Origin of the sequence: Humidesulfovibrio sp. (genome assembly GCF_035560995.1) — a bacterium.
Taxonomy (GTDB): domain Bacteria; phylum Desulfobacterota; class Desulfovibrionia; order Desulfovibrionales; family Desulfovibrionaceae; genus Humidesulfovibrio.
The window spans coordinates 1-11877 of the sequence record NZ_DATMYK010000220.1; the positions used below are offsets into that span (position 1 = coordinate 1).

Genomic DNA, 11877 nt, shown 5'->3' on the forward strand with positions numbered 1-11877 from the left:
TTCCCGTTCCTTCCCGTTCGCTTCAAACGGACGAGGCCCGCTTGCGCGGGCCTCGAGTGGTATGCATGCGTGGCGTCTGGTTTACGGCAGCAGCTGCTTGCCGGCCATGACGGCGTAATCCAGGAGTCCGCCCGGCAGCACGCCGAAGAGCAGCACCACGGCGGCCAGGATGCCGGCTCCGCAGACGCTGAAGGGGCTGTTGTCGGGCACGGGGGCGTCTTCGCTGGCCTCATGGGTGTAGGCGTGGCGCACCAGGCTCAAGTAGTAGAAGATAGCTATGGCGCTGTTCAGCACCATGACGACGACGAGCCACCAGTAGTGTTCCCAGGCGGGTGCGATGAGGAACAGCTTGCCCATGAAGCCCATGGTGGGCGGCAGGCCGACCAGGGCGAAGGCGCCCACGCCGAGGGCGAAGGCCAGTGCGGGCGAGCGCTTGTACAGGCCGTTCAGGTCGTCGAGCTGCAGGTTGCGGCCGTCGGAGGCCACACGTGACACGACCCAGAAGCAGAGCAGGTTCATGGCCACATAGGCCAGGGAGTAGAAGGCGGCTGCGGCCAGACCCATGGCGGTGCCGGAGACGAGTCCGACCATGATGTAGCCCGCGTGGGCCACGGAGGAGAAGCCCAGCAGGCGCTTCACATCCTTTTGGGCCAGGGCGCAGAGGTTGCCGAAGGTCATGGACAGTGCGCCCAGCACGGCCAGCAGCATGGTGATCTCAAGGCCGGGCTTCAGCAGCACGGCCAAGCGGATGAGCACCACGGTGGCGCCCAGCTTGGGCAGGGTGGCGGCGAAGCCCGCGGTCTCGTTGCTGGCGCCCTGGTACACGTCGGGGCACCAGAAGTGGAAGGGGAAGAGCGCCAGCTTGAAGAACATGCCGCCCATGAAGAGCGATAGGCCCACCACGGCCATGGGCTGAGCGGCCCAGGTCCAGTTGGCCTTGGCCAGTTGGGCGATGTAGCTGGTGTGCTGGCTGGCCAGGATGTAGGAGAAGCCGTACAGGGCGACGGCGGTGGCCACCGCGCCGAAGAGGATGTACTTGATGCCCGCCTCGGCCGCGCGGGGGTCGCCCTTGCCGCCGGTGTTGCGCAGGGGGATGACCGCATACAGGCTGTAGGAGCTGATTTCGAGGGCGATGTAGATGGTGATGAGCTCCACCGCCGAGGACAGGAGCATGAGCCCCCAGGCGGAGAGCGCCAGGAACATGAAGTAGTCCGGGCGCTTTCTCTCCTCCAGGCTGGGCTGGCGGGCGGCGTTCAGCACGGCCACGTAGAAGCCCGCGGCTATGGCCAGCTTGAAGAACTGGGAGAGCGCGTCGAGCTTGTAGGCCCCGGCGAACAGGAGGCCTTCGGCCCCCCAGGAGACGATGTTCACGAAGACGCCGAAGCCTGCGAAGTACGGCAGCCAGCGTTCGGCGGGCGGGGTCTCGGACCCGTCGCCCAGGCACTGGCAGAACAGGGCCACGATGAGCAGAAGCTGATACAGCTCCGGGACAATCTGGATGGGATTGAACTCCACGGCGACCACTCCCTAGTTGTTGACCGGTTCTGCGGGTGTTGCGACGGCGGCGACGGGCGCCTGGACCACTTCGGCCACGGCGGCCGGAACCGGCTGCGCCGCGACGGTCTGCGTGGTGCGCGTCTTCAGATCGCCCACCAGCTTTTCCACGCTCGGATCGATGATGTCGAAGAACAGCTTCGGCGCGAGGCCGATGTAGAAGACGAACACGGCCGGGATGAGCAGGAAGGCCCACTCGCGGCTGTTGAGGTCGCGCCAGGTCTTGGCGGTTGCGGGCCTGCCCCAGGCCATCTTGAGGCTCACGCGGAACATGTACGCCGCGCCCAGGAGCGCGCCGGGCACAAGCAGCGCGCCGATGACGTAGCTCTTCTGGAACGCGCCGGTGAACACCAGCATTTCGCCAACGAAGCCGTTGGTGCCGGGGAAGCCGAAGCTGGCCAGGGCGTACAGGCCCCAGAAGCCCATGAACGCGGGCAGATACTTGCCCAGGCCCATGTTGTCCGAGATGGCGCGGCTGTGGCTGCGCTCGTACACCGCGCCGATCATCATAAAGAGCGCGCCGGTGATGATGCCGTGATTGAGCATCTGGAACAGCGCGCCTTCAACCCCGCGCAGGTTGAACAGGAAGATGCCGAGCGTCACGAAGCCCATGTGGCCCACGGAGGAATAAGCCACCAGCTTCTTGATGTCCTCCTGCCCCAGGGCGATGGCCCCGCCGTACAGGATGCTGGCGATGGACATGGCGATCATCAGCGGCGCGAAGTACACGCTGGCGTCGGGCGTCAACGGCAGGCAGAAGCGCAGGAAGCCGTAGGTGCCCATCTTGAGCAGCACGGCGGCCAGGATGACCGAGCCGGCGCTTGGGGCCTGCACGTGGGCCGCGGGCAGCCAGGTGTGGAAGGGGAACATGGGCACCTTGATGGCAAACGCCAGCGCCATGGCCAAAAAGGCCCAGTACTGGAAGCGGAAGCTGAAGTTCATCTGCATCAGCTCGGGAATGCTGAAAGTGCCCCCGGTGATGCGGAAGGCCACGATGGCGGCGAGAAGCAGCGTGCTGCCCGCCAGCGTGAACAGGAAGAACTTGAGCGAGGCGTACCGGCGCTGGTCGCCGCCCCAGACGGCGATCAACAGGTACATGGGGATGAGCATGGCCTCCCAGAACACGTAGAACAGCACCAGGTCCATGGCGGCGAAGACCCCCACGCAGGCGCTGGTCATGAACAGCAGGCAGAAGTGGAATTCCTTCACGCGCTTGCTGATGTACGTCCAGGAGCACATGACGCACAGGGGCAGGATGGCCAGCGTCAGCACCACCATGAGGTAGCTGATGCCGTCCACCGCGAGGTGGTACTCGAGCCCCCATTGCGGCACCCAGTGCGCCTTTTCGACGAACTGGAACTCGGCGTTGAAGTTGAAGAACAGCAGCGGCAGTCCCAGGATGAGCTCCAGGATGCTTGCGCCCATGGTGTAGGCGCGCGCAACCTGCGGGCTTTTGATGAGGAACAGCCCCGCCGCGGCCAGAAGCGGGAACACGATCAGGCTTGTTAAAACCGGGTATCCGAAGTCCAAGGCTCGCTCTCCGTCTCGTTGCGGGGTTTAGGCAAGGTACCAGACAAGGGCGAAGATGCCGATGCCAAGGGCCGCCGCCAGTCCCAGGTATTCCTGGAGCCTGCCGGACTGGGCCTTGGCGCTCAGCACGCCCACGTTCTGAACCGTATACGCCGAGCCATCCACCACGGTGTCGATTCCCTTGGTGTCGAACCAGACAGTACCCCGCGCAAGGGTCAGCAGGCCGCGCAGGCCGACGGCGCGATAGGCCTCGGTCCAGCGGTCGTCGATCCACGCCAGGGGCTTGGAGACCAGGGCGAGCGCGCCCCGGCCGATGAGCCGGTAGAAGAAGTCGAAGTCCAGGTTGGTCTTGGCGTGCGGGGTGATGATCTCCCGCGTGATGTAGAAGGCCAGACCCGAGAAGCCGAGCAGCAGAAGGGCCTGCAGCACGTGCCAAGTGGTCCAGGGATGGTACATCTCTTCCATCTCAAAGGGCAGGTAGCGGTACAGCATGTCCGGGTACAGGCCCTGGGCGATGCAGAGCACCGCGCCCATGGCCATGCCGATGTACATGTTCACCGGAATGGGCTTGAGCACCATGGTGTTGTTGGCCGGCTTGGCCCAGAAGGCGAAGTACGGCAGCTTTATGCCAACGGAGAGGAAGGTGCCCACCGCGGCCACCTCCATGCCGATGGCCAGCCAGGTGCGGTGGGCTTCCGCCGCGCCGGTGATGGTCATAGTCTTGGAGATGAAGCCGTTGAACAGCGGCATGCCGGAGATGGAAAGGGCCGCCACCATGTACAGCACCATGACCCAGGGCAGCCGGTGCACCAGCCCGCCCAGCTCGTTCAGCTTGGTGGTGCCCGCGGCGTAGAGCAGGCAGCCGGTGCCCATGAAGAGCAGGCCCTTGTACAGAATGTGCGCGTAGGCGTGGGCCACCGCGCCGTTCATGGTCATTGCCGTTCCGATGCCGATGCCCGCCACCATGTACCCCACCTGGGACACGATGTGGTAGGACAGGATGCGCCGCGCGTTGTTCTCTATGCACGCGTACAGCACGCCGTACACGCACATCACCGTTCCGGCGATGGCCAGGGCCTCCACCCCGTGGAAGCCGCGCAACAGAACGTACACGGCCGTCTTGGTGGTGAAGGCGCACATGAACACCGAGCCGGTGACCGTGCCTTCGGGGTAGGCGTCGGGCAGCCAGGCGTGCAGGGGAACCACGGCCGCGTTGACGCAGAAGCCGAGCAGGATCATCCAGTCGTACACCTGCATCTGCGCCGGGATCACGTGGTCGAACTCGAAGTTGCCCACGGCCTTGTAGCGCAGGAGCAGGCCGATCAGGAGGAACAGCCCGCCGATGGTGTGGTACAGGAAGTAGCGGAAGCCCGCCTTTGTGCTGCGCTCATTTCTGGCCAGCCAGATGAGGAAGGTGCTGCCGATGCTCATGAGCTCCCAGAAAACGAACAGGGAGAGGAAGTCTCCGGCGAAGGTGCAGCCGAAGGCCCCGCCCACGTACACGCAGGCCATGATGTGCTGGAGCTTGTCATCCACGTGCAGGGCGTAGACCATGCCGATGAGGCTCATGACCGCGAACACCTGCGCGAAGATGAGCGAAAGCTTGTCCACGCGGCCCAGCAGCAGGGTCTGGCCCAGCCAGCTGGCCTGGGCGTAGAGGCCCGGCTCGATGGTCATGACGCTCCAGATCGCCACCACGGGCGGGATCAGGAGCAGCCATTTCCACGCCTTGCCGGGCAGAAACGGCAACACCAGCGCCAGGGCGTAGAAGCCCACGGTGGGATGGACGAAACCGCTAGCTATTGCGCTCATAATAGTCATCTCCCCGGCTGATCATGGGCTGGACGATCTTTTTCATGATGATGACCATGGCCAGGCCGCCAACCAGCCCGAACAGGGCCCAGAAGCCCGGATACGCGTCATAGACGAATTCCACCTCGTGCGGGCGGATGAAGACGTTCGCCCCCACCAGCCCCGCAAGCCCCAGGAAGAACAGGACGGCCAGGATGCACGTCTTGCCCCTCAGCCAATTGAGCAACATTCCGAACAGGCTCATGCTTTTGCCCCCTAGAACTTGCCGAACACGCGGACGAAGTCCATGAACAGCGCCGGGTAGAAGCCCAGCAACACCGAGATGGCGCCCGTTGCGCACAGCGGAATCACCATGGTCAGCGGTGCTTCCTTGTAATGATGGAAGTGGTGGTCGTCGGCCCGGGGCTCCTTGAAGAAGGCCCGGTAGATGACCGGCACGAAGTAGCCCGCGTTCAGGATGGTGGAGAGCATGAAGGCCAGGAAGATGATGATCTGCCCGGCCTGCAGCGCGCCGTTCACGATGTACCATTTGGAGACGAAGCCGCACACAGGCGGCATGCCGATCATGGACAGGGCCCCGATGGAGAAGGCCCCGAAGGTCCAGGGCATCTTGCGGCCCAGGCCGTCCATGAGGCTGATCTTCTTCAGGTGCGTGGCCACATAGATGGCGCCGGCCGCGAAGAAGAGGGTGATCTTGGAGAAGGCGTGGTGCGCGATGTGGGCCATGCCGCCCTGCACCGCCATGGGCGTCAGGAGCGCCACGCCCGCCACGACGTAGGAGAGCTGCGCCACGGTGGAGTATGCCAGCCGGGCCTTCAGGTCGTCCTTGGTCAGGGCGATGAAGCTGGCCGCGGTGAGGGTGAAGGTGGCCACCATGGCCGTGGGGATGCCCAGGTTCAGCTGGTCCATCACCGTGACGCCGAAGCCGGAGAGCATGATGCGGCAGACGCAGAACACGCCCGCCTTGACCACGGCCACCGCGTGCAGCAGGGCCGAGACCGGGGTGGGCGCCACCATGGCCGAGGGCAGCCAGTTGTGGAACGGCATGAGCGCCGCCTTGCCGATGCCCGCGATGTACAGCACGTAGGTGATGGTGACGGCCAGCGGATGCGCGGCCACCACGTCGGGCGGGAACATGCCCGTGGTCACGTCGCCCAGGGCGAAGTCCAGGTGGCCCAAAAGCACGTAGGTCATGACCATGGCGGGCAGGAGGAAGAGCTTCGAGGTGCCCATCAAGTACACGATGTACTTGCGCGCGCCGGTGAAGGCCTCATCGTCCTGGTGGTGGGCGACCAGCGGGTAGGTGAACACGGTGATGACCTCGTAGAAGAGGTACAGCGTGAACACGTTGGCGGAGAGCGCCACGCCCTCGGCTCCGAAGATGGCCACGGCGAAGCAGACGTAGTAGCGCGTCTGCGCGTGCTCATCCAGGGTGCGCATGTAGCCGATGTTGTAGCTGGTGGCGAACATCCACAGGAAGCTTGCCACCAGGCCGAAGATCAGCGAGAGCCCGTCGGCCATGAAGGTGACCGTGATGCCGGGCATGATGTCGAACAGTGTGTATTTCCAGATGTTCCCGGCAAGTACCGCCGGGGCCAGGCTCAAGACCGAGGCGAAGGTCAGGCCGCCGGCGATGAAGCTGACCGCCTCGCGCCGGTTCTGGTTGGCCCGGTTGAGCCAGATGAGAAGCGGCGCCACCAGGGTGATGGCCACCGGCAGGAGCACGCGTGCGCTTTCGATGATCCCTGTCATGGTTAGCTCATCCCTTCAGAGTCGAAACGACGCTGGTTTTGGTGCTGCCGAACCGCCGGGCGATGACCACGATGATGGCCAGGACCAGGGTTGCCTCCGCCGCCGCAAGGCCCATGACGAAGAGGGTGCCCAGCTGCCCCAGCATGGCGTTGGCCGGGGTGAGCTGCGCCGCCGCCACGATGGACAGGCCCGCGCCGTTGAGCATGAGCTCCACGCAGATGAGCATGCCCACCAGGGTTCTGCGCTGCGTGATGCCGAAAAGCCCCGCCAGAAGCAGGATCAGGGCCACCAGCTGGTACATGGTAAGCGTGCTCATTTGCCGTTCCTCCTCTCCCAGGCCAGGAGCACCGCCCCGGCCATGGACACCAGAAGCACCACCGAGATCAGCTCGAAAGCGAGCCCGTAGGGCCCAAGCAGGCCCAGGCCCAGCTTCTCTATGCTCACCTCAACCGGCACGCCCGTGGTGACCAGGGGCCGGGTCAAGAGCAGCCAGGAGAGCACCCCGCCCGTCACCACGACGGCCAAGAGCGCCAGCACGTTCTGGTAGATGGGCGCGCTCTCGGCCTCCTCGCCCGCGGGGTCGGCCTTGGTGAGCATGATGGCGAAGAAGATGAGCACGCAGATGGCGCCCACGTAGATGAGGATCTGCATGAGGGCCATGAAGGTGCTGTTCAACAGCATGTACATGCCCGCAACGCCGAGCAGCGTGGCGATGAGCCCGACCATGGCCCGCACGAGGCTTTTGGCCCCCACGGCCAGCAGGCTGCCGCCGAGGATGATCAGCGTGTAGAGCCCGAAGGCCACTTTGGCCATGGCTTCCATGTTTGGCATGTTCGGCATGTTAGGCCTCGCTCGTGGCTGCGGGGGCGGCCGCAGGCTCGGCGGGGGCAACGCCGTCGGACTCCCTGAGCTTCACCACCAGGTCGAAGAGGAAGTCGTTGCGCGAGTAGCCCGCCATGTAGATGTTCTTGGAGAAGCGAAGCGCACCGGCCGGACAGTTCTCCATGCAGGTGCCGCACAGGCTGCACAGGCTGAAGTCGTACACGAACTTTTCCGGGTCCTTGGGCGTCTTGTCCTTGGTCTTTTCGCCGCTGGCCTTGGCCTCGGCCAGGGCCTTCTCTTCCTCGGGCGTGGGCTTGGGGGCCTTTTTCTTGACCACGGTGATGCAGTTCGACGGGCAGGCCAGGGCGCACATGCCGCAGGAGATGCAGCGCGGCTTGAAGGGGTCCTTGCTGCCGCCGCCCACAAGCTCCAGGTGGCCCTTGTAGGTTTCGGTGTTGGAAAGGGCCTTCCAGGGGTAGCGCACGGTGCGCTGCGGCTCCAGGAAGTATTTCCCGGTCACGCGCAGGCCCACCATGAGACTCCACAGGTCGGAGACGGTCTTGAATGCTTCCTTGATGGCGTTCATACGGCTTCCTTCATCTACCAGCGCACTTCAGTGTACTGTGCCAGCTTCACAAAGAAGCTGGTGGCCAGCAGGTTGAGCACGGCCAGGGGCATGAGCCACTTCCAGTTGATGTTCAAAAGCTGGTCGAAGCGCACGCGCGGGTACGTCCAGCGGAAGAAGACCATGAGCAGCATCAAGAGCGAGACCTTGAGCACGAACCACACCGGTCCGGGCAGCACCGGGCCCTGCCAGCCGCCCAAAAAGAGCGCCGTGGCCACGGCGCAGACCACCACCATGTTGGCGTACTCGGCCAGGAAGAACAGACCGAAGCCCATGCCGGAGTATTCCGTGTGGAAACCGGCGGTGAGCTCGCTCTCGGCCTCGGGCAGGTCGAAGGGGGCGCGGTTGGTCTCGCCCAGGGCGCTTACTATGTAGATGAGGAAGGCCAGGGGCTGGGTCATGATGTTCCAGTTCCAGGGCCAGGTGCCCTGCCCCTTGACCACCGTGGCCAGATCCAGGCTGCCGGACACGAAGGCCACGGCCAGCACGGACAAAAGCAGCGGGATCTCGTAGGCCACGGATTGCGCCACCGCGCGGGCCGCGCCGAGCAGGCCGTACTTGTTGTTGGAGGCCCAGCCGCCCAGAAGCAGCGCAAGCACCGCCAGGCCGGAGAAGGCCAGAATCAGCAGCAGGCCCAGGTTGATATTGAGCGCCATGAGGCCGTCGCCCACGGGCAGGGGCAGGAAGAGCAGCAGCACGGGCAAAAACGACAGCACCGGGGCCAGCCAGTACAGGATGGGGTCCGCGCCGTCGGGCATGAAGAGCTGCTTGCCCACCAGCTTGAGGGCGTCGGCCAGGGGCTGCAAGAGTCCATTGGGGCCGACCTCGTAGGGGCCGGGCCGGCGCTGGATGTGGCCGGCCACTTTGCGCTCCACCCAGACCATCACCAGGCCGATGAGGCCCACGCTGACGGCCACGGCCACAAGGCCGATGAGGATGCGTATGAATTCTGCGGGCATCGCGTTCTCCTACCTGTCGATTTCCGGGATGATCAGATCGAGGCTGCCCAGGATGGCCACCGCGTCCGCCAGAATGGTGCCCTGCGAGACCTCGGCGAAGAGGCTCAGGTTGCAGTAGCCCGGCGCGCGCAGCTTGCAACGGTACAGGTTCTTGCCGCCGTCGGACACGAGGTACACGCCGATCTTGCCGCGCGCGCCCTCCACCGCGAAGTAGGCCTCGCCCTTGGGGGCCTTCCAGCTGGGCTTGGGCGCGCCCTTCACCAGCACCTCGCCCTCGGGCATCATGTCCAGGCACTGCTCGATGATTCTGAGGCTCTGCTCGAACTCGGCGATGCGCACGTCGTAGCGGCCGCGCGCGTCCTTGAGCTCCGAGGTGGGAATCTCGAAGTCCAGCTTGGGGTACACGGAGTACGGGTCGCTGCGGCGCACGTCGTAGGCGATGCCCGAACCCCGGATGATGGGGCCGGTGGCGCCGTAGCGGCGGCAGGCCTCGGGCTCGATGACGCCGATGCCCTCGATGCGCTTGCGCAGGATGATGTTGTCGCTGACGAGATCCTTGTACATGGGCAGGCGCGAGCGCATCCAGGGGATGAATTCGCGGATGCGGCGGATGCAGTCCTCGTCCAGGTCGCTCGCCACGCCGCCCACGCGGAAGTAGCTGTAGGTGAGGCGCGAGCCCGTGGGAATCTGCAGAATGTCCAGGATCTTTTCGCGGTCGTCAAAGGCGTACATGATGGGGGTGAAGGCGCCGAGGTCCAGCAGATAGGCGCCCCACCAGAGCAGGTGCGAGGCCAGGCGGTTCAGCTCGCAGGTGATGGTGCGCACGTATTCCGCGCGCTCCGGCACCACGATGCCCGCCAGTTTTTCCACCGCGCCCACAAAGGCCCAGTTCCAGCCGAGCGCGTGGCCGTAATCCACGCGGCCCATGTTCGGAATGTACTGGGCGGCCGTTTTGACCTCCGCCATCTTCTCGTGCATGCGGTGCAGGTAGCCCAGCACCGGCTCCGCCCGCAGGACGTACTCGCCGTCCATCTCCACCACCACCCGGAGCACGCCGTGGGTGGACGGGTGCTGCGGGCCGAGGTTCAGGATGAGCGAGCCTTCCTGGGCGGTCTTGGCAAAGTTCTCGGTGTAGAAGTCGCCAGCGACATGTTCGGGATTTGCGTAGTGTGTCATAGGTGCCGCTTTCCTTGTTATGCCGTGGCTTTCGCGCCGTCCTCGGCCGGGGCCGGGGCGTCGGGCGTCATGAGCTCGAAGCCGGGCGCGCAGAAGCGCACCTCCCCGGCCTCCAGCAGTTCGCGCATCTTCACGCGAGACTTGGGGTCCTTGCGCAAGGGGAAGCAGTCGGCCATGTCCGGGTCGATCAACAGCGGAATGAAGTTCGGGTTGCCCGGGAACAGCACGCCGTGGAAGTCGCGGGTCTCGCGCTCGTGCCATTCCGCGCCCTGGAAGATGCCGGCGATGGACGGGACGCTCGGGGCGTCGTGCGGGGCCACCACGCGCAGGGCGGTGCGGCCCGGCTTGTGGAAGTGGGCGAAGTGGTAGGTCACCACATAGCCTTCCGCGCAGTCCAGCGCGCTGATGTCCTCAAGGAAATAGTCGGCCGCCAGCAGGCGTTCGGCCGCGCGCACCAGGGAGGCCGCGGGCAGCACCACCTGCCAGGTCTTGCCGGTCTTCTGGAAGTCGCAGGCGGCCAGGTAAAGCAGGGGCAGGCCCTTCAGCAACGCGTCCATCTACTTGCCCTCCACGTCGAAGGGGCCATCCAGGGGCGGATTGGGCCAGAAGCGCTTGCCGGTGATCTTTTCCTGCAGCTTGAACAGGCCCTCCAGCAGCCCCTCGGGCCGGGGCGGGCAGCCGGGCACGTACACGTCCACGGGGATGAGCTTGTCCACGCCCTCCACCATGCCGTACTGGCCCTTGAACTTGAACGGGCCGCCGGAAATGGCGCAGTTGCCCATGGCGATGACCCAGCGCGGGGCGGGCATCTGCTCGTACAGGCGCACCACGGCCGGAGCCATCTTCTTGGTCACGGTGCCGGCCACGATCATCAGGTCGCTTTGGCGCGGGGAAGGACGGAAGACCTCGGCCCCGAAGCGGGCGATGTCCCAGCGGGCCATGCCCACGGCCATCATCTCAATGGCGCAGCAGGCCAGGCCGAAGGTCATGGGCCACAGCGACATGGAGCGGCAGATGTCCATGATCTGCTGCGCCGGGCCGATGTTCAGCAGCGGGTCCGCGATGATGACATCGGGCTTCTGCTCTATGAGATTTTGCGCGGCCATGTGAACACCCCTTTCGCCCAGAAGTAGATGATTGCCAGAGCAAGGACAGAGAGGAAGATGACCATCTCCAGGAAGGGCAGCCAGCCCTCGGTGGCGCGGTACACGGAGGCCACCGGGAACAGGTAGAGCACGTCCACATCGAAGGCCAGGAACAACAGAGCATACACGTAATAGTTTATGCCGAAGCTCGTCCAGGCGCCGCCATAGGGGCGCATGCCGCATTCGTAGGGCATGCCCATGTCGCCGCCGCGGGCGCGCGGGGCAACCAGATAAGACAAAACGAGCGGACCGCCGGCAAACAGCAACCCGCCCATCAGGAACAGGATGATGGCTAGATGGAGCCAGCTGAAGACCATACCCCTCCCCCTCTTGCACAGAAGATAATTCGGCCCGGAAAATCGGACCTTTCGCCAAACCCTATGGACTATTAACGCGTTTATTGCCCCGAGTCGTCGAAGACGTCAACCCCCGGTCCGGAAAAACGCGGCTTCTCCGCGTTTTTCTCCTTACCCATCCCCTCATAACCTGCGGGGATTTATAC

The 11877-nt window shown here is 64.8% G+C and carries 13 protein-coding genes; all 13 read right to left on the reverse strand.

From position 1 onward, the window contains the following. Positions 1–81: 81 nt before the first annotated feature. Genes VN419_RS08655 through VN419_RS08715 form a run of 13 tightly spaced genes read right to left on the reverse strand, consistent with a single transcriptional unit; the run spans position 82 to position 11692 of the window. Entirely contained in the window at positions 82–1515 is a 1434-nt protein-coding gene (locus VN419_RS08655) for an NADH-quinone oxidoreductase subunit N (RefSeq protein WP_325646537.1), read from the reverse strand. A gap of 12 nt (positions 1516–1527) precedes the next feature. Continuing rightward, a complete protein-coding gene (locus VN419_RS08660) occupies positions 1528–3084 on the reverse strand; it encodes an NADH-quinone oxidoreductase subunit M (RefSeq protein ID WP_325646539.1) in 1557 nt (518 codons plus the stop codon). 27 nt (positions 3085–3111) lie between these two features. Beyond that, positions 3112–4905, reverse strand: a complete 1794-nt coding sequence (locus tag VN419_RS08665) for a Na(+)/H(+) antiporter subunit D (protein WP_325646541.1) — start codon at positions 4903–4905, stop codon at positions 3112–3114. Then, positions 4880–5140 (reverse strand): hypothetical protein, encoded by a 261-nt coding sequence (locus VN419_RS08670; RefSeq protein ID WP_325646543.1) that lies wholly within the window; start codon positions 5138–5140, stop codon positions 4880–4882. The genes VN419_RS08665 and VN419_RS08670 overlap by 26 nt, the downstream gene beginning before the upstream one ends. Before the next feature lie 11 nt (positions 5141–5151). After that, positions 5152–6648 (reverse strand): monovalent cation/H+ antiporter subunit D family protein, encoded by a 1497-nt coding sequence (locus tag VN419_RS08675; RefSeq protein WP_325646545.1) that lies wholly within the window; start codon positions 6646–6648, stop codon positions 5152–5154. Between the two features lie 7 nt (positions 6649–6655). After that, positions 6656–6964 (reverse strand): NADH-quinone oxidoreductase subunit NuoK, encoded by a 309-nt coding sequence (nuoK, locus tag VN419_RS08680; protein WP_325646547.1) that lies wholly within the window; start codon positions 6962–6964, stop codon positions 6656–6658. Further along, entirely contained in the window at positions 6961–7470 is a 510-nt protein-coding gene (locus VN419_RS08685; protein ID WP_325646561.1) for an NADH-quinone oxidoreductase subunit J, read from the reverse strand. Before VN419_RS08685 ends, nuoK begins: the two co-directional genes overlap by 4 nt. Before the next feature lie 19 nt (positions 7471–7489). After that, positions 7490–8056, reverse strand: coding sequence for a 4Fe-4S binding protein (locus VN419_RS08690; protein WP_325646549.1), 567 nt, complete (start codon positions 8054–8056; stop codon positions 7490–7492). A 14-nt stretch (positions 8057–8070) separates the two neighbouring features. Then, a complete protein-coding gene (gene nuoH, locus VN419_RS08695; RefSeq protein ID WP_325646551.1) occupies positions 8071–9054 on the reverse strand; it encodes an NADH-quinone oxidoreductase subunit NuoH in 984 nt (327 codons plus the stop codon). 9 nt (positions 9055–9063) lie between these two features. Further along, entirely contained in the window at positions 9064–10230 is a 1167-nt protein-coding gene (locus tag VN419_RS08700; protein WP_325646553.1) for an NADH-quinone oxidoreductase subunit D, read from the reverse strand. A gap of 17 nt (positions 10231–10247) precedes the next feature. Next, positions 10248–10787: an NADH-quinone oxidoreductase subunit C gene (locus VN419_RS08705; protein ID WP_325646555.1), complete on the reverse strand. Its 540-nt coding sequence runs from the start codon at positions 10785–10787 to the stop codon at positions 10248–10250. Beyond that, on the reverse strand, positions 10788–11336 hold the full coding sequence (locus VN419_RS08710; RefSeq protein ID WP_325646557.1) for an NADH-quinone oxidoreductase subunit NuoB: 549 nt from the start codon (positions 11334–11336) through the stop codon (positions 10788–10790). After that, positions 11315–11692 carry an NADH-quinone oxidoreductase subunit A gene (locus VN419_RS08715; protein WP_325646559.1) on the reverse strand — a complete coding sequence of 126 codons (378 nt, stop codon included), beginning with the start codon at positions 11690–11692 and terminating at the stop codon, positions 11315–11317. The genes VN419_RS08710 and VN419_RS08715 overlap by 22 nt, the downstream gene beginning before the upstream one ends. Positions 11693–11877 lie beyond the last annotated feature (185 nt).